15 protein-coding genes and 1 riboswitch are annotated in these 18,033 nt (G+C 70.9%); of the genes, 9 read left to right on the forward strand and 6 right to left on the reverse strand.

Annotated features, from left to right (window positions below; all coding sequences use genetic code 11):
- Window positions 1-76 precede the first annotated feature (76 nt).
- Window positions 77-358 (forward strand): HPr family phosphocarrier protein, encoded by a 282-nt coding sequence (locus AB0J04_RS08215; protein ID WP_351909603.1) that lies wholly within the window; start codon window positions 77-79, stop codon window positions 356-358.
- A 149-nt stretch (window positions 359-507) separates the two neighbouring features.
- On the opposite strand, the gene AB0J04_RS08220 is transcribed toward AB0J04_RS08215, so the two are convergent.
- The 4 genes from AB0J04_RS08220 to AB0J04_RS08235 all read right to left on the reverse strand — a co-directional run bounded on the left by AB0J04_RS08220 (window position 508) and on the right by AB0J04_RS08235 (window position 5,309).
- Window positions 508-1,203, reverse strand: coding sequence for a GntR family transcriptional regulator (locus AB0J04_RS08220; RefSeq protein WP_363167541.1), 696 nt, complete (start codon window positions 1,201-1,203; stop codon window positions 508-510).
- Between the two features lie 188 nt (window positions 1,204-1,391).
- On the reverse strand, window positions 1,392-2,135 hold the full coding sequence (locus AB0J04_RS08225) for a M23 family metallopeptidase (RefSeq protein WP_363167542.1): 744 nt from the start codon (window positions 2,133-2,135) through the stop codon (window positions 1,392-1,394).
- 14 nt (window positions 2,136-2,149) lie between these two features.
- Window positions 2,150-2,348, reverse strand: a riboswitch (cyclic di-AMP (ydaO/yuaA leader).
- A gap of 226 nt (window positions 2,349-2,574) precedes the next feature.
- Window positions 2,575-3,963, reverse strand: a complete 1,389-nt coding sequence (locus tag AB0J04_RS08230) for a pitrilysin family protein (protein WP_363167543.1) — start codon at window positions 3,961-3,963, stop codon at window positions 2,575-2,577.
- The gene (locus tag AB0J04_RS08235; protein WP_363167544.1) at window positions 3,960-5,309 is read right to left on the reverse strand and encodes a pitrilysin family protein; all 1,350 of its coding nucleotides are present in this window, start codon (window positions 5,307-5,309) and stop codon (window positions 3,960-3,962) included. The genes AB0J04_RS08230 and AB0J04_RS08235 overlap by 4 nt, the downstream gene beginning before the upstream one ends.
- A gap of 270 nt (window positions 5,310-5,579) precedes the next feature.
- Between AB0J04_RS08235 and AB0J04_RS08240 the strand changes: the two genes are divergently transcribed.
- A complete protein-coding gene (locus tag AB0J04_RS08240; RefSeq protein WP_363167545.1) occupies window positions 5,580-8,045 on the forward strand; it encodes a DNA topoisomerase IV subunit A in 2,466 nt (821 codons plus the stop codon).
- Window positions 8,046-8,090: 45 nt separating this feature from the next.
- Window positions 8,091-9,314, forward strand: a complete 1,224-nt coding sequence (locus AB0J04_RS08245; protein WP_363167546.1) for an IS4 family transposase — start codon at window positions 8,091-8,093, stop codon at window positions 9,312-9,314.
- 173 nt (window positions 9,315-9,487) lie between these two features.
- Here the strand turns inward: AB0J04_RS08245 and AB0J04_RS08250 are convergent, their stop codons facing one another.
- On the reverse strand, window positions 9,488-10,558 hold the full coding sequence (locus AB0J04_RS08250) for a GTP-binding protein (protein WP_363167547.1): 1,071 nt from the start codon (window positions 10,556-10,558) through the stop codon (window positions 9,488-9,490).
- 325 nt (window positions 10,559-10,883) lie between these two features.
- On the opposite strand from AB0J04_RS08250, the gene AB0J04_RS08255 reads away from it, so the two are divergent.
- The 6 genes from AB0J04_RS08255 to AB0J04_RS08280 all read left to right on the forward strand — a co-directional run bounded on the left by AB0J04_RS08255 (window position 10,884) and on the right by AB0J04_RS08280 (window position 16,845).
- Window positions 10,884-11,441 (forward strand): DUF6082 family protein, encoded by a 558-nt coding sequence (locus tag AB0J04_RS08255; protein ID WP_363167548.1) that lies wholly within the window; start codon window positions 10,884-10,886, stop codon window positions 11,439-11,441.
- A 273-nt stretch (window positions 11,442-11,714) separates the two neighbouring features.
- Window positions 11,715-11,954: a hypothetical protein gene (locus tag AB0J04_RS08260; RefSeq protein WP_363167549.1), complete on the forward strand. Its 240-nt coding sequence runs from the start codon at window positions 11,715-11,717 to the stop codon at window positions 11,952-11,954.
- Window positions 11,955-12,030: 76 nt separating this feature from the next.
- A complete protein-coding gene (locus AB0J04_RS08265) occupies window positions 12,031-13,320 on the forward strand; it encodes a citrate synthase (protein WP_363167550.1) in 1,290 nt (429 codons plus the stop codon).
- A gap of 103 nt (window positions 13,321-13,423) precedes the next feature.
- Window positions 13,424-14,368, forward strand: a complete 945-nt coding sequence (locus tag AB0J04_RS08270) for a sucrase ferredoxin (protein WP_363167551.1) — start codon at window positions 13,424-13,426, stop codon at window positions 14,366-14,368.
- Window positions 14,369-14,497: 129 nt separating this feature from the next.
- Complete coding sequence (locus AB0J04_RS08275) at window positions 14,498-16,168, forward strand: sensor histidine kinase (RefSeq protein ID WP_363167552.1); 1,671 nt, start codon at window positions 14,498-14,500, stop codon at window positions 16,166-16,168.
- Complete coding sequence (locus AB0J04_RS08280) at window positions 16,165-16,845, forward strand: response regulator (RefSeq protein ID WP_351909579.1); 681 nt, start codon at window positions 16,165-16,167, stop codon at window positions 16,843-16,845. The genes AB0J04_RS08275 and AB0J04_RS08280 overlap by 4 nt, the downstream gene beginning before the upstream one ends.
- A gap of 79 nt (window positions 16,846-16,924) precedes the next feature.
- Here AB0J04_RS08280 and AB0J04_RS08285 read toward each other — a convergent pair whose 3' ends face one another.
- On the reverse strand, window positions 16,925-17,986 hold the full coding sequence (locus AB0J04_RS08285) for an ABC transporter substrate-binding protein (protein WP_363167553.1): 1,062 nt from the start codon (window positions 17,984-17,986) through the stop codon (window positions 16,925-16,927).
- Window positions 17,987-18,033 lie beyond the last annotated feature (47 nt).

Below are 18,033 nucleotides of genomic sequence, written 5' to 3' on the forward strand. Positions count from 1 at the left end.
CACGGTCCCTCCCCCCTCACGCTTCACGTGTGGAACACTGGTCTAGACAACCTGAGACACTGAAGGGCAGCATCACATGGCTGAGCGCCGCGTCAACGTCGGCTGGGCCGAGGGCCTTCACGCCCGCCCCGCTTCCATCTTCGTCCGGGCCGCCACGGCCGCAGGTATCCCCGTGACGATCGCCAAGGCCGACGGCAACCCCGTCAACGCGGCCTCCATGCTGGCCGTTCTCGGCCTGGGCGCCAAGGGCGGCGAGGAGATCGTCCTCGCGTCCGAGGCCGAGGGCGCGGACGCTGCCCTCGACCGGCTCGCGAAGCTGGTCGCCGAGGGTCTCGAGGAGCTCCCCGAGACCGTCTGAAAACCCTGACGGCGCACTGCCTTAAAGGCGTCGTCGGGCAACACCGAAGGGCTCGTCCGAATTGTCGGGCGAGCCCTTTGAATTTCCCGCTCATGGGCAGCAGAAATAGCGCCCCGCGAATTAACTCCTCTTTGTATACGGCCCCTGTGTTAATGCCGCAGACCCGTCATGTTTACGGGAGGTTGCGAAGTCCTCACACGGTCGACGCGCTCCACGCCGCCGGTGAAACGCAGTCGGTGCGCGGCCGTCGCGCGCTCGGTGTGCAACGCCGTGACCGCCCGCGCGCGCTCCCCGTCGCCGCGTGCCACCGCGTCCACGATCGCGCCGTGCTCCCCCCAGGACTCCACCGGGTCGGCCGGGGCGTCCACCGCGTACATCCAGGCGATCTTGTGGCGGAGCTGGGTGAGCATCGAGGTCAGGGCCTGGCTTCCGGAGGCCTGGGCGAGCGTCTCGTGGAACCAGCCCCCCAGGGAGCGCAGATCCTCGCTGTTGCCCCTCCTGGCCCGCTCCTGGCCCAGCCTGACGAGACCGCGCAGCACCTTCAGATGGGCCTCGGTGCGGCGCTGGGCGGCCCGGGAGGCGCCGAGCGGCTCCAGCAGCATGCGCATCTCCAGCAGGTCCGCGGCCTCCTGCTCGGTCGGCTCGGCGACGCACGCGCCCGCGTGCCGCCGCGTGACGACGAAGCCCTCCGCCTCCAGCGTGCGCAGCGCCTCCCGGACGGGCACACGGGAGACGCCGTAGCGGCGGGCGAGGAGTTCCTCCGTGAGGCGGCTGCCGCGCTCGTAGACACCCGAGACGATGTCGTCCCGGATGGCCGTGCACACCGAGTGCGCCGGAATACGCATGACGGACCTCCGCCTTAATCCCCGTGAAACGTCGATGATTGACGTGTGTTCCGTGACTCTATTGCAATCAGCGGGAATTTCCGATGGCGGGCTGGAATCCGTGGATATTTTTTGGACAGCGGGATCTCGAAAACGACGAAAGCCCCGGCCGGGAGGGCCGGGGCCGAACGATCTGTCGCCGTGCGTCGTCAGACGTTCACGCCGTGCTTGCGGAGATAGGCGACCGGGTCGATGTCCGAGCCGTACTCGGCGGTGGTGCGGGCCTCGAAGTGCAGATGCGGGCCGGTGACGTTGCCGGTCGCGCCGGAGAGGGCGATCCGCTGGCCCGGGGTGACCTGCTGGCCCACCGACACCTCGATGGACGACAGGTGACCGTACTGGGTGTACGTCCCGTCGTTCATCTTGATCACGACCTGGTAGCCGTAGGACCCGGCCCAGCCGGCCTCGACGACGGTGCCCAGGCCGACCGCGTGCACCGTGGTGCCGCTGGAGGCGTGGAAGTCGATGCCGGTGTGGCTGCCGGAGGACCACAGGGAGCTGCTGGCCTGGTAGCCGGTGGACACGTAGGACCCGGTGATCGGCAGCACGAAAGCGTTGAGGCGCTTGCGCTCGGCCTCGCGGGCGGCACGCACGCGTGCCTCACGCTCCTCCACGGCCTTCTTGGCGGCGGCCTCGCGGGCGGCCTCCTCGAAGGCGGCCTGCTTCTGCACCGCGACCTGGTCGTCGAGCTGCTCGGCGACGGACTCGCCGACCGTGACGACGGGGATCAGCCCGGTCTGCTCGGGCGTGGGCTCGGCGGCGAAGGCCGGAGTGGAGGCGACGGTGGCCATGACACCGGTGGTGGTGAGCGCCGCGACGCCCGCCGCGCGAACGGTGGTCCGTTGCATCCGGCTGGGCCGACGGTGCTTCCCGGTGGCGCAGGTGATCGCCATGAAGTTGGGGGTGTCCTTTCCTTCCCTCTCGCCTACCGGGTTAGCTGACGGGTTCGGAGCAGGAAGGTCTCCTACGGACCCCCTCGCGACTCGCGCGGGCGTCCGATTCACCCCAGGGACTTCTGGGCCCCTCCAGCCGCGAAGGTGGCGACAGGAGGGAGGGTCCCCGGCTCCCCTGGCTCGCGCCGTACGGGGACTCGGCGATGACTGTCCGGTGCCGCGGCTGCGGCGCACTGCCTGACGGACAGCCCGCACGAAGCTAAGCGGGGCGGGTTTCAATCCTCAAACGAATCCCGGTTTTTGTAGCGCATCCCACAGGGCAGACAGGCAACCTCCGCCCCAATTCGGACATCTAGCGGCCCTGGTGACGCTTCCGTCGACCAGGGCCCCTACACGCGCGTGCCGTTGCCGCGGACTGCTCGGCGGCCGGCTCTTCGGCCTACTCCGCGGACACCACCTTCACCTCGCCGATGCCGAGGGCCTCGACCGGTGCCTTGATCTGGGCCGCGTCGCCCACCAGGACGGTCACCAACCGGTCCACCGGGAAGGCGTTCACGGCCGCCGCGGTGGCCTCCACCGTGCCGGTCGCGGCGAGCTGCTGGTACAGCGTCGCCTGGAAGTCGTCGGGCAGGTGCTGCTCGACCTGGTCGGCCAGCGTGCCCGCGACGGCCGCCGCGGTCTCGAACTTCAGCGGCGCCACCCCGACCAGGTTCTGCACGGCGACGTCACGCTCGGCGTCGGTCAGCCCCTCGGCGGCGAGGGTGCGCAGCACCTTCCAGAGGTCCTCGAGCGCGGGACCGGTGTTCGGGGTGTCCACGGAGCCGCTGATGGCGAGCATCGCGGCGCCGGAGCCGTCCGGAGCGGACCGCAGGACCTGTCCGAAGGCGCGGACGCCGTAGGTGTAGCCCTTCTCCTCGCGCAGGACGCGGTCCAGACGGGAGGTGAGAGTGCCGCCGAGGCAGTACGTGCCGAGCACCTGAGCGGGCCACACGCGGTCGTGCCGGTCGGCGCCGATACGGCCGAGCAGCAGCTGCGTCTGGACGGCGCCGGGGCGGTCCACGATGACGACCCGGCCGGTGTCGTCGGCGGTCACCGGCGGCACGGGCCGCGGCTGGGCCGAGGAGCCCGTCCAGGCGCCCAGGGTGTCGCTGAGCAGCGCGTCCAGGTCGACGCCGGTGAGGTCGCCGACGACCACGGCGGTGGCCGTGGCGGGGCGGACGTGCTTCTCGTGGAAGGCGCGTACCGCCGCGGAGTCGATCTTCTCGACCGTCTCCGCCGTGCCCTGGCGCGGGCGGGACATGCGCGCGGTGGCCGGGAACAGCTCCTTGGAGAGCTCCTTGGCCGCGCGCCGGGAGGGGTTGGCCAGCTCGTGCGGGATTTCGTCCAGCCGGTTGCGGACGAGGCGCTCGACCTCGCTGTCGGCGAACGCGGGCGCCCGCAGCGCGTCGGCGAGGAGGCCGAGGCCCTTGGGCAGGCGCGAGGCCGGCACTTCGAGGCTCAGCCGGACGCCGGGGTGGTCGGCGTGCGCGTCCAAGGTGGCGCCGCAGCGCTCCAGTTCGGCGGCGAACTCCTCGGCGGAGTGCTTGTCGGTGCCCTCGGAGAACGCGCGCGCCATGATCGTGGCGACGCCGTCGAGGTCGGCCGGTTCGGCGTCCAGCGGGGCGTCGAGGAGGATCTCGACGGCGACGACCTGCTGGCCGGGGCGGTGGCAGTGCAGGACCGTCAGGCCGTTGGCCAGCGCGGCGCGCTCAGGCGCCGGGAACGCCCACGGCTTGGCCTCGCCCGCCCGGGGCTGGGGGTGGAAGTCCATCGTGGCGAGCTCGGTCACCGGGCCGCCTCCTCGTTCTCGTCCTGGTCGGCGGGGGCTTCGGCGGCGGTCGGCTCGTAGACGAGCACCGCGCGGTTGTCGGGGCGCAGGCGGGCCTTGGCGACCTCCTGCACCTCCTCGGGCGTCACGTCCAGCACCCGCTGGACGGCGGTGAGGGCGAGCTGCGGGTCGCCGAACAGGACGGCGTACCGGCACAGTTCGTCGGCGCGGCCGGCGACCGTGCCGAGCCGGTCGAGCCACTCGCGCTCCAACTGGGCCTGGGCGCGCTCCATCTCCTCGGCCGTCGGGCCCTCCTCTGCGAACCGCGCGAGCTCCTCGTCGATGGCGGCCTCGATGACGGGCACCTCGACGTCCCCGGACGTCTTCACGTCCAGCCAGCCCAGGGAGGGGGCTCCGGCGAGCCGCAGCAGGCCGAAGCCGGCCGCCACCGCCGTACGGTCGCGACGCACCAGGCGGTTGTAGAGCCGGGAGGACTCGCCGCCTCCGAGGACGGTGAGCGCCAGGTCGACGGCGTCGCACGCACGCGTGCCGTCCTCGGGCAGCCGGTAGGCGGCCATCAGGGCGCGGGCCGGCACCTCCTCCTCGACGATCTCGCGCAGTTGCCCGCCGATGACCTCGGGCAGCGCGCCGTCGCGCGGAGCGGGCTTGCCGTCGTGGCCGGGGATGGAGCCGAAGTACTTCTCGACCCAGGCGAGGGTCTGCTCCGGGTCGATGTCGCCGACCACGGACAGGACCGCGTTGTTGGGCGCGTAGTACGTGCGGAAGAACGCCCGCGCGTCCTCCAGCGTCGCCGCGTCCAGGTCGGCCATCGAGCCGATCGGCGTGTGGTGGTACGGGTGGCCGTCCGGGTAGGCGAGAGCGGTCAGCTTCTCGAACGCGGTGCCGTAGGGGACGTTGTCGTAGCGCTGGCGGCGCTCGTTCTTGACGACGTCGCGCTGGTTCTCCATCGACTCGTCGTCGAGCGCGGTGAGCAGGGAGCCCATGCGGTCGGCCTCCAGCCAGAGGGCGAGCTCCAGCTGGTGGGTGGGCATGGTCTCGAAGTAGTTGGTGCGCTCGAAGCTGGTGGTGCCGTTGAGCGAGCCGCCCGCGCCCTGGACCAGTTCGAAATGGCCGTTGCCCTTGACCTGGCCGGATCCCTGGAACATCAGGTGCTCGAAAAGGTGAGCAAGGCCGGTACGCCCCTTGACTTCGTGGCGCGAGCCCACGTCGTACCAGAGGCACACCGCCGCGACGGGGGTCAGGTGGTCCTCCGAGAGCACCACGCGCAGGCCGTTGGCCAGACGGTGCTCGGTCGCTTTCAGGCCCCCGGAGCCTGCCTGGTCTGTGGCCGTGTGACCCATGGGCATGTACGTCCCTTCCGATCGCGGACGCGGTCGTCGAAACCGCGGTTTTCCTGCCGGTCCTGCCACTGTATGCAAGCGTGCGGACGGTCCGCGAAGTTCCCGGGCGACATACGCCGAGAGCGAGATCGCGTAGCCTGCGGGCAGCCGTGGAGGAGGTGCCTCTGCGTGCGGGGCCGGACCGCCGACGCGGGTCCACGCCCGCGCTGTCAGTGCCACGGTCCACAATGGTCCGCGTCAGATCCCGTCACACGCCCCAGCAAGGAGCCGGCAGCGATGGCCCGCCGCAGCACGAAGACCCCGCCGCCCGACGACTCGTACGAGGAGCGGATCCTCGACATCGACGTCGTCGACGAGATGCAGGGCTCCTTCCTCGAGTACGCGTACTCGGTCATCTACTCCCGCGCCCTGCCGGACGCCCGTGACGGCCTCAAGCCGGTGCATCGCCGCATCGTCTACCAGATGAACGAGATGGGCCTGCGCCCGGAGCGCGGCTATGTGAAGTGCGCCCGTGTCGTCGGCGAGGTCATGGGCAAGCTGCACCCGCACGGCGACGCGTCGATCTACGACGCCCTGGTGCGCATGGCCCAGCCCTTCTCCATGCGCGTGCCGCTGATCGACGGTCACGGCAACTTCGGTTCGCTGGGCAACGACGACCCGCCGGCCGCCATGCGGTACACCGAGTGCCGCCAGGCCCAGGCGACGAGCCTGATGACGGAGTCGATCGACGAGGACACGGTCGACTTCACGCCCAACTACGACGGCCAGGAGCAGGAGCCGGTGGCCCTGCCCGCCGCCTTCCCGAACCTGCTGGTCAACGGCGCGTCCGGGATCGCGGTCGGCATGGCCACGAACATGCCGCCGCACAACCTGGGCGAGGTCGTCGCGGCCGCCCGGCACCTGATCCGCTACCCCGGCGCGGATCTCGACGCCCTGATGAAGTTCGTGCCGGGCCCCGACCTGCCGACCGGCGGCCGGATCGTCGGCCTCTCCGGCATCCGGGACGCCTACGAGAACGGCCGCGGCACCTTCAAGATCCGCGCCACGGTCGCGGTGGAGACGGTGACGGCCCGCCGCAAGGGTCTGGTCATCACCGAACTGCCGTTCACCGTCGGTCCCGAGAAGGTCATCGCCAAGATCAAGGACCTGGTCGGCTCGAAGAAGATCCAGGGCATCGCCGACGTCAAGGACCTCACCGACCGCGCGCACGGCCTGCGCCTGGTCATCGAGATCAAGAACGGCTTCGTGCCGGAGGCGGTCCTGGAGCAGCTGTACAAGCTGACGCCCATGGAGGAGTCCTTCGGCATCAACAACGTGGCGCTGGTCGACGGCCAGCCGCTCACGCTGGGCCTCAAGGAGCTCCTGGAGGTCTACCTCGACCACCGCTTCAACGTGGTGCGCCGCCGCAGCGAGTTCCGGCGCACCAAGCGCCGTGACCGGCTGCACCTGGTGGAGGGCCTGCTGACGGCGCTCGTCGACATCGACGAGGTCATCCGGCTGATCCGCTCCAGCGAGAACAGCGCGCAGGCGAAGGAGCGCCTGATGGAGCGCTTCTCGCTGTCGGAGATCCAGACGCAGTACATCCTGGACACCCCGCTGCGCCGGCTCACCAAGTTCGACCGCATCGAGCTGGAGGCGGAGAAGGAGCGGCTCAACCAGGAGATCGCGGAGCTGACCCGGATCCTGGACTCGGACGCGGAGCTGCGCAAGCTGGTCTCGGCGGAACTCGCCGCGGTGGCGAAGAAGTTCGGCACCGAGCGCCGTACGGTCCTGCTGGAGTCCTCGGGCACCACGGCCACCGCCGTGCCCCTCCAGGTCGCGGACGACCCGTGCCGCGTCCTGCTGTCCTCCACGGGCCTGCTGGCCCGCACCGCGAACGGCGAGCCCTTCGCGGAGGACTCGGAGGACGGGGACGGCAGGCGCACCAAGCACGATGTGATCGTCTCGGTCGTGCCGGCCACCGCGCGCGGGGAGATCGGCGCGGTCACGTCCTCCGGCAGGCTGCTGCGGATCAACGTCGTCGACCTGCCGCAGCTCCCGGACACGGCGTCGGCGCCGAACCTCTCGGGCGGCGCCCCGCTGACGGAGTTCGTCTCCCTGGAGGGCGACGAGACGGTGGTCTGTCTGACCACGCTGGACGAGTCGTCCCCCGGTCTGGCGCTGGGTACGGAACAGGGCGTCGTCAAGCGGGTCGTGCCCGACTACCCGACCAACAAGGACGAGCTGGAGGTCATCGCCCTCAAGGACGGCGACCGGATCGTCGGCGCCGTCGAGCTGCGCACCAGCGAGGAGGACCTGGTCTTCATCACCGACGACGCCCAACTGCTGCGCTTCCAGGCCGCGCAGGTGCGCCCGCAGGGCCGTCCGGCGGGCGGTATGGCGGGCATCAAGCTGATCGAGGGCGCGAAGGTGATCTCGTTCACGGCCGTGGACCCCGCGGTGGACGCGGTCGTCTTCACCATCGCGGGCTCGCGCGGAACCCTGGACGACTCCGTCCAGACGACCGCCAAGCTCACCCCCTTCGACCAGTATCCGCGCAAGGGGCGCGCCACCGGCGGTGTGCGCTGTCAGCGGTTCCTGAAGGGCGAGGACTGTCTGTCCCTGGCGTGGGCGGGTCCGGTCCCGGCCAAGGCGGCGCAGAAGAACGGTCTGCCGGCCGACCTCCCGGAGATGGACCCGCGCCGTGACGGCTCGGGCGTGTCCCTGGCGAAGACGGTGTCGGTGGTGGCGGGGCCGGTCTAGGCCCAATGCCGGTGACTTAAGTGGCTGTGCCTCGTTGTCCTTCATGTGGCGAGGGTGGGGCAGGTCAGGGTGCCTGCGGGAGAGCGGTTGTCGGACCGGATCGCGATCGGGGTGCTGACGCAGGCGTTTCCGCCGGGCCTGGTTGATGAGGTGATCTCCGACACCGGCCGGGCTGAGCAGCGCAGCCGCCTGTTGCCGGCGCGGGTGGTGGTGTACTTCGTCCTCGCGATGTGCCTGTTCTTCGGGCAGGGATACGAGGAGGTCGCCCGGCTGCTGGGAGAGGGCCTGGGCGATGGGCGGCCCTCGTGGCGGGTGCCGACGACCGCGGCGATCGGTCGGGCGCGTCGGCGTCTGGGCGTGGAGCCGTTGAAGGCGTTGTTCGCGCGGGTCTGCCGTCCGGTGGCCGTGCCCGAGACGGTCGGCTCCTGGTACCGGCACTGGCGTGTGGTCGCGGTGGACGGCACGACCTTGGATGTGGCGGACACGGCGGCCAACGAGGAGTTCTTCGGCCGCCATGTCTCGCAGCGCGGAGCGGGCGCGTTTCCGCAGGCACGGCTGGTCGCGCTGGCGGAATGCGGCACTCATGCGCTGTTCGGGGCTGTGGTCGGTCCGCAGTCGACGAGCGAGCAGAAACTCTCCCGCCAGCTGTTCGCCCGGCTTCAGGAAGGGATGCTGCTGCTGGCCGACCGGGGCTTTTACGGCTTCGAGTTGTGGCAGGCCGCCCGTGCTGCCGGCGCCGACCTGCTGTGGCGGGTGCGCAAGAGCGCGGCGCTGCCCGTCGCCCAGGTGCTCGGCGACGGCTCGTACCTCAGCACGGTCCATGCCGAGAAGGACCGCAAGAGCCGCCGCAACCCGGTCGTGGTCCGGGTGATCGAGTACACCCATGCCCGCACCGGCGACGCCACCGTCTACCGTCTGCTGACCACCCTGCTGGACCCAGAGCAAGCACCGGCGCGGGAACTGGCCGCGCTCTATGCCCAGCGGTGGGAGTTCGAGACCACGCTGGACGAGATCAAGACCCACCAGCGCGGCCCGAAGCTCATCCTGCGCTCGAAATACCCGTGGGGCGTGGAACAGGAGATCTACGGCTTCCTCCTGGTGCACCACGCCATCCGGCAGCTGATGCACCAGGCTGCCCTCCGTGAGGGCCTGGACCCTGACCGCCTGTCCTTCACCCGGTCCCTGCGGATCGTGCGCCGTCAGGTCCCGGCCCAGGCGGCGTTCTCCCCCCGGCAGACTCGCCCGGGCACTGGCCCGCACCCTGGCTGAGATCGCAGAACGCCTGCTGCCCGCCCGCCGCCACCGGACCTGCCCCCGAGTGATCAAACGCAAGATGTCCAACTGGCCGCTCAAACGGGCCGAGCATCACAACTGGCCACCACCCGTACCCGACACCGCCACGATCACTCGACGGGACAGAACTTAAGTCACCGGCATTGGGTCTAGGCCTCGTCCGGAGGATCCAGCAAGTCCCCGTCCTCGACGGGGTCCTGTACGTAGCGCAGAACGCCCCACATGCCGTGCTCGTCGGCGTGCGGGGCGTCGCTCGTGCACGCGTCGAGCTCCTTGGCGAGGGCGGCGGTGTCGATGCCGGAGCCGATGAGGACGAGCTGGGTGAGACGGGCGTCGGCGGCTGGCCAGGGCTCCGGGTAGAAGCGCAGGAAGGGCCCGACGGCGTGCACGGCGTACCGGTTGGCGGGGTCGTACGGGCCGAAGTCGACGTAGCCCTTGATCCGGTAGAGCCCTTCGGGCCGACTGTCGAGGAACTCCATCGACCGGCGCGGGTCGAGGGGGACCTCGGAGCGGAAGGAGAGGCTGTCGTAGGCGGTGTGGAGGTGGTCGGCATGGCCGTCCCCGGCGTGGTCGTGCAGATCGTCGAAGGAGAGCTGCCCGACGCGCTCCTCGCTCGGCCGGCAGTCGAAGAGGAACTCGGCGTCGATGCGGCCGTAGGTCGCGGGGACGACGGCGGCCCGGTCGGTGAGGGAGCGGACCAGCGCGAGGACGCGGTCGGCGTCCGGCGCACGGTCGAGCTTGTTCACCACCACGAGGTCGGCGAGCGCGAGGTGCCGGTCGATCTCGGGGTGCTTCGCCCGGGTCTCGTCGAACTCGGCGGCGTCGACGACCTCGACGAGCCCGCCGTAGACGATTCCGGGGTGGTCGCTGGCCAGCACCATGCGCACGAGCTCCTGTGGCTCGGCGAGGCCGCTCGCCTCGATGACGATGACGTCGATGCCGGCGGCCGGCCCGGCGAGCCGTTCGAGGTAGACGTCGAGTTCACTGGCGTCGACGGCGCAGCACAGGCAGCCGTTGCCGAGGGAGACGGTGGAGTCGCCGAGCGCGCCGGCCACGGCCATGGCGTCGATCTCGATGGCGCCGAAGTCGTTCACGATCGCCCCGATGCGGCTGCCTCCGCTGCGGTGCAGGAGATGGTTGAGCAGGGTCGTCTTGCCGGAGCCCAGGAATCCGGCGAGCACGACGACCGGGATCTGCTGCGGGCTGCGGCTGTGCGACACGTGCGACCTCTCTGAACGCTGCGCGTGCACCGGCTCGCGGCCGGGCGCGCGGTGCGGGGAATGAATGCGGTCCCAGGATACGAGCCGACGGAAAGCCCACGAAGTGAACGCTTGTTAGCAGCATTCGGGGGGCAGACCTTGGACAAGGCGCCCTGGCGTGCGACCCTCGCTTCCCTCTGTGCGCCTCCCCTCCGCCTCCCCCGCCGATCAGAGCCGCTCGGCACTCTGGGAGGCGGCAAGCGCCGCCCACCGCTCGCCGGTCCCCGTCACGTCCACCCGCACCCCCGACGACCGGCGCACGGCCGCTCGATCGGGAGTTTTTGACATGGCCACACAGAGGTTTGGGGTACGCGGACTCGGTGCAGTCGCCGCGGCGGCGGTCGGCATGGCCGCCGGTGCTCTGATCACCATGGCGGCACAACGTCATGCGCTGGAGGCACTCCGCATGCGACTGGAACACCTGGAACGCACCGCCCACTCCCAGCAGCACACCAACCTGGCCAACCAGCAACGCCTGCACTGGGAATTACTGAGCAAAGCCATCGACGACCCCGAACTGGCGGAAGTACTGGACCTCTTCGAGGCCCCCGTTTCCACCAAGCAGCGACGCCAGTACATCTACGCCAACGCCCTCTACACGAACGCACTGTTTTATTACCGGATCGGCAATATCTCCCGCGAAGAGTTCTTCGGGTACATCCGGGGCATTCTTCAGAATCCCGTCGTACGGGAGTACTGGTACGCGACCAGACACCAACGCGCCACCATTGCGGACGGCTCGGACGAAGCGGAACTCGGCCGCATGGTGGACGAACTCCTGACACAACTCGAGGAATCGGACGCCGACGAATGGTGGGTGGTGGGCGAGCCACCGAGTCCGTGAAAGCCGGGTGGTCTCGACGTACTCGGCGCACTCCGGAGGGCGAGGGCTCACGCACGCGGCCGCGCTCCCCGCTTCCGGAGTTCACACCCACGGCCCATAACGAACCGGTGAAGTTGAGAGTTGAGTGGGACGTCAGGGAGTTGACTCGCGCTTGATCGCGTAGAGGACCCCACCATCGTCGCCTACGCCGCCGGATGACGAGCGCACCCCACAGGGCCCGCCTTGCACCGCGTAGTCGTCGTGCGAAAGCCAACGGACCCAAGGGAAGCAACAGTGAGTCAGATCATCCGTCGGATCGGTGCATCTCCGCGCGCTCGGGGGAGCGTAAGTGGAGCGAATTGCCCCGATATTTTTGAACTTGCCGACGGCAATTTCGCGGTTATCGGCACGGACGCCACGGATTCACTGGACCCCGGCCTTCCCTCCGACGCCTCACGCGGTGAGCACGAGCGCATTGTCGTCATCACTCGCGAGACCCTCCTGCGCGCAAAGGCCGATATTCCGGACCTTTAGCCCTGCCGAGAAACCGGCCCGGCCCGCCCCGTCGCGACGCCGGGCCTTCCTCGTACGGGTGGATACGGTGGCCCTCATGCGCGATCAAGAACCCGGCCCCGGCCACCCCGAACGACGGCTGAGCACCAAGGAGGCCGCCGAGGCGCTCGGGGTGAAACCCGAGACCGTGTACGCGTACGTCAGCCGCGGTCAGTTGAGCAGCAGGCGCACGTCCGGCGGACGGGGCAGCACCTTCGACCCCGGCGAGGTCGATGCGCTCGCGCGCCGCAACAGGCGGGAGAGCAGCGGGAGTCCGAGGTCCGGGGCGGAGCTGTCCGTACGCACCCGTGTCACGTTCATCGACGAGGACCGCTACTACTTCCGCGGCGTGGACGCGGTCGACCTGGTGTGCCGGCACGCGTACGAAGAGGTCGCCGAGTGGCTGTGGACGGGCCGGCTGCGCCCCGGGGTCACGTTCACCGCGCCCGAGGCGTCCGTGCTGGCCGCCCGCCGTGTCGTCGAGGCGCTGCCCGAACACACCGGCCCCACCGACCGGTTGCGGGTCGCGGCCGTCGCCGCGGCGGCCGTGGACCCCTTGCGGTTCGACCTGTCGGAGGAGGCGGTGCTCGGCACCGCGCGCATCCTGATCCCCACCCTGGTCGCGGCCCTGCCGCCGAAGCGGCCCGCCCACCGCGACGAAGGCCCCCTCGCCCGGCGCCTGTGGGACCGGCTCAGCGGACGCCCCGCCGAACCGGCGCAGCTGCGCGTCCTCGACACCGCGCTCGGGCTGCTCGTCGACCACGACCTGGCCGCCTCGACACTCGCGGTGCGCGTCGCCGCCTCGGCCCGCGCGCATGCCTACGCGGCCGTCTCCGCCGGGCTCGGCGTGCTCGAGGGACCCCTGCACGGCGCGGCGAGCGGGCTCGCCCACCGGATGCTTCTCGAAGTGCTCGACGTCGGCAGCGCCGCGCCCGTGATCGCGGAGGAGCTGCGGGCCGGCCGTCGCGTTCCCGGTCTCGGCCACCCGCTCTACCCCGGCGAGGACCCACGCGCGCGTGCCCTCTTCGCACTCCTGGAAGACATCCCCGAGGCCGCACCCGCCCTCGCCGCCGCCCGGGACGTCGTCGCCACGACCGCCCGCCATGCGCCGCTGCACGCCAACGTGGACCTGGCGCTCGCCGTCCTCACCGCGTCCTGCGGCATGGAGTCCTCGGCCGGCGAGACGATCTTCGCCGTCGCCCGTACGGCGGGCTGGATCGCCCATGCCCTGGAGGAGTACGGCGAGCGCCCGCTGCGGATGCGGCCCAGCGGGCACTACGTGGGCCCGAAGCCGCCACAGCCACTGCCGATGCCGGAACCCGGCGCCGGACCGGACCGCCCGGTGTGACCTCGGGTGCGGCGGTGCGCACAGCCAGGGCCCGGCGACTCCACAGCGTTCCACAGGCGTGACAGGAAGCCGTCGGCCGTCAAGTCAGGTTAGGCTCACCTCTGTGAGTACGTGCGCGACCGTCTCGCGGAACCTCGGCGAGCCCATTTCCGGCACCGCGGCCACCGCCAGGACCTGGCTCCTGCTGGAGCAGCCCGGTCCGTGGGGCGCGGACGCACTCACGTCGAGCCACCTGGACCCGGCGCTGGGCCGCGCCCTGGAGGCGGCGGCGAAGGACACCGGGGTGCGTATCGCGCTCATCCGCCGCCCCGGCCGGCACGCCGACCCGGGCATGCCGCCGCCGGTACGGCACGTGTACGCGGCGCACACCACGCCGGGCGGCATCTGGTTGCACAGCGCCACGACCACCGACCCCGGGCGGCTGCTCGACCTCGACATGGCCGCGCTCGGCCGGGGCGAGCCCCACACCTTCGACCGCGCGCTGCAGGGCCGGCCCCACACCGGCGACCCGCTCGCCCTCGTCTGCACCAACGGCAAGCGCGACCGCTGCTGCGCGCTCCTCGGCCGTCCGCTGGCCGCGGAGCTCGCCGCCTCCGGCGTACAGGGCGCCTGGGAGGTCACCCATCTGGGGGGTCATCGCTTCTCCCCCACCCTGCTCGTCCTGCCGCACGGGTACGCGTACGGCCGCGCCGAGGCCCACACCGTCAAGGAGGTCCTGCACGGCGTCCAGGAGGGGCGGATCGTCGTGGAGGGGTGCCGCGGGAGCTCGGCCTGGGAACGGCCCGGCCAGGCGGCGGAACTGGCGGTGCGGGCGGCGACCGGCGAGGACGCGGCGGAGGTGCTGAGCATCGTCCGGATCACCGGCGCTGCTCCGCGCTGGGAGGTGACCGTCGCGCACACGGACGGACGTCACTGGCAGGTCGTCGTGGCCCAGGGCGCCGCGCAGCCGCCCCGGCCCGAAAGCTGTGGCACCTCGGTACTCGGTTCGCCCGCGCGGATGGACGTGGTGGCGGTGCACGAACTGGCGGGCTCGGCAGCGGCGGGCTGAGCCGCTCTCGCGGTCGGTTCGATCGCACCCCGCGCGGACACGGCCGAACCGTTTCCTCCTGGGTCGGTCAAGAGATCCACATCACCCGCCCCTACGGCTGTGCCCTCCCACCCACGTACCTTCTTGGGTATGAGCCCCACTCCCCCCGCCCGTCGCCTGCGTCTCGGAATGCCGAGGCGCATGTTCTCGCAGCTCCTGCTCATGCAGCTGGCGATCGCCGCGGGAGTCGTGGTGCTCGCGACCGGGCTGTTCCTCGCCCCGCTCAGCGCTCAGCTGGACGACCAGGCGATGCGCCGAGCCCTCGCCATCGCCCAGACCACCGCGGCCATGCCCCAGATCGCCGAGGACCTCCAGAACACGCAGCCCTCGGTCGACGGGCCGGTGCAGCGGGAGGCCGAGGCCATCCGCAAGGCCAGCGGCGCCGAGTACGTCGTCGTCATGGACCTGCACGGCACACGCTGGTCGCACACCGACACCGGGCAGGTCGGCGGCCATGTCTCGACGGACCCGAGCCAGGCTCTGGCCGGCCGGGACGTCATGGAGATCGACAGCGGCACTCTGGGCCGCTCGGCCCGCGGCAAGGTCCCCCTGCGCGACGCCAACGACAAGATCATCGGTGCGGTCTCGGTCGGCATCGAGTACGACAGCGTGCGGGCCCGCCTCATCCACGCGATCCCCGGGCTGTTCGCCTACGCCGGAGGCGCGCTCGCCGTGGGCGCGCTGGCCGCCTGGCTGATCTCCCGGCGGGTCCAGCGCCAGACCCGCGACCTTGCCTTCTCGGACATCTCCGCGCTGCTCGCCGAGCGCGAGGCGATGCTGCACGGCATCCGCGAGGGCGTGGTCGCCCTCGACCGCGCGGGCCGGGTCCGGCTGCTCAACGACGAGGCCCAGCGCCTCCTCGGCATCGGGGACGAGGTGGTGGGCGAGGCGCCCGACGAGGCGCTCGGCCTGGGACGCACGGCCGACGTCCTGGCCGGCCGGGTGACCGGCACCGACCTGATCGCCGTCCGCGGACAGCGGGTCCTGGTCGTCAACCGCATGCCCACCGACGACGGCGGCGCCGTGGCCACCCTGCGCGACCGCACGGAACTGGAACAGCTCGGCCGCGAACTCGACTCGACGCGCGGACTCATCGACGCGCTGCGCGCCCAGGACCACGAGCACGCCAACCGCATGCACACACTGCTGGGGCTGCTCGAACTGGAGATGTACGACGACGCCGTGGAGTTCGTCGGAGAGGTCGTCGGCGATCACCGGGCCACCTCGGAGCAGGTGACCGAGAAGATCGAGGACCCGCTGCTCGCCGCCCTGCTGGTCGGCAAGGCGACCGTCGCGGCGGAGCGCGGTGTCGCCCTGTGGGTGTCCGACCGGACCCGGCTGCCCGACCGTCTGATCGACCCGCGCGGGCTGGTCACCGTCGTCGGCAACCTCGTGGACAACGCGCTCGACGCCGTCGCGGGCAAGCCGCACGCGCGCGTGGAGGTCGAGTTGCGTGCGGACGGCCGGGCCGCCGTACTGCGGGTGTGGGACACCGGCCCCGGCATCCCGGCCGAGCAGCGCGAGCTGGTCTTCACCGAGGGCTGGTCCACGAAGAAGCCGCCCGCGCACGGCAAGCGGGGCATCGGGCTCTCCCTGGTGCGCAGACTTGCCGAGCGGCAGGGCGGCAGCGCGACGGTCGGCGAGGCGGCCGGCGGGGGCGCCGAGTTCACCGTCGTCCTGCCCGAGGCGCTGACCGAGCCCGAACTGGAACCCGCCCTCGCCGCACCGGCGAAGAGCGCCGTCGAGGAGGAGTCCCGATGATCGAGGTCCTGGTCGTGGACGACGACACCAGGGTCGCCCGGGTCAACGCCGCCTACGTCGGGAAGGTGCCCGGCTTCCACGTGGCCGGCGAGGCCCACAACGCCGCCGACGCGCTGCGTCAGCTGGAGCTGCTGCCGCACCTGGACCTCGTGCTGCTGGACCACTACCTGCCCGACGAGACCGGCCTGGAGATGGTCCAGGAGATGCGCCGACGCGGCCACCAGACCGACGTGATCATGGTGACCGCCGCCCGGGACGTCTCGACCGTGCAGGCCGCGATGCGCCAGGGTGCCCTGCAGTACCTGGTGAAACCGTTCGCCTTCGCCGGGCTGCGCGCCAAGCTGGAGGCGTACGCGGATCTGCGCCGCACCCTCGACGGCGGCGGCGAGGCCGAGCAGGCCGACGTCGACCGCATCTTCGGCGCGCTGTCCGCCTCCTCTGAGCCCGGTCTGCCCAAGGGGCACTCCCCCACCACCGCCGAACTCGTGCGGCAGTCCCTGATGAACGCCGAGGGGCCCCTGTCGGCCCAGGAGATCGCCGATCGGACCGGGGTGAGCCGCCAGACCGCCCAGCGCTATCTGAAGCTCCTGGAGCGCACGGGACGGGCCCGCCTGACCCTGAAGTACGGCGACGCGGGCCGCCCGGAACACCGTTACGTGTGGGCGACCCGCGCCTGAGGGCACGGTTCTTGGGGGCGGGGGAAGGAACCGTGCCCCTTCCTGGGATACGGATGCGGGGCCGCCGCTTACTCGACCGTCAGCCCGTCGCCTTGTCGACGAACTCGGTCGTGTAGGTCCGGCTCAGGTCGACGTCCGCGTTCTGGATGTTCGGATTGAACGCCTTGAGGACCTTCTCGACGGTCTCGGGGCCGTTCTTGGGCATCACGCCGTCCGTGGTGAACATGGGCAGGGTGTTCTGGATGGCCACCGAGTACAGCATGCTGTTGCCCTGCGAGTAGTCGGCCGGCATCTTGCCGGCGATCTCGCTCGCACTGTGTGTGGACATCCACTTGAGGGTCTTGACGAACGCATTGGCCAACTTCTGGACGGTGCCCTTGTGACCGTTGACCCAGTCCGTCTGCATGTACAGACTCGACGACGGATACGGTCCGCCGAGCGCCTCCTCGGAGCCCTGCGGGGTCCGCATGTCGAGAAGGATCTTGCCGGCCTTCTTGTCCAGGATCGTCGCCACGGTCGGATCGGTCGTCATACCGCCGTCGATGGCGCCCTGTTGGAGCGCCGCGATGAAGGTCGGCCCCGCGCCGACGGCGACCGGGGTGAACTCGCTGACCTTCACTCCGTTCTTCACGGCGAGGTACTTGGTGAGGAAGTCGGTCGAGGAGCCGAGGCCGGTGACGCCGAGCTTCTTCCCCTTGAAGTCCTTGGGCGAGGCGATGTCGCCCTCCGCCTCGGTGGAGACGATCTCCACCTCGCCGGGCGCGTGCGAGAACTGGACGACGGACTCGACCTCCTTGCCCTTCACCTGGAGGTCGAGGGTGTGGTCGTAGAAGCCGACGGCGCCCTGGACCTGCCCGGAGACGAGCGCGGTCTCGGCCTGCACCCCGGCCGGCTCGCTCAGCAGTTCGACGTCGAGTCCCTCGGCGTCGAAGTAGCCCAGGCGCTGGGTGAGCATGGCGGGCAGGTAGATGACCTTGTCCAGGCCACCGACCATGATCTTGACCTTCGTCCCCTTGCCGTCGCCCTTGCTGTCGGCGCCCGTGGAGGCGGTGCTGGCCGCGTCGTTGGCGCAGGCCGTGAGGGAGGCGAGGGCGAGCAGGCCGGCGGCTGCCAGGGCCGTATATCTGGCGGTTGTGCGCATGGCGGGTTCACGTCCTTGTGAGAGGCGATGCGGGGTGGAGGAGCTCG

This window comes from Streptomyces sp. NPDC050263 (assembly GCF_040655955.1).
Classification (GTDB): Bacteria; Actinomycetota; Actinomycetes; order Streptomycetales; family Streptomycetaceae; genus Streptomyces.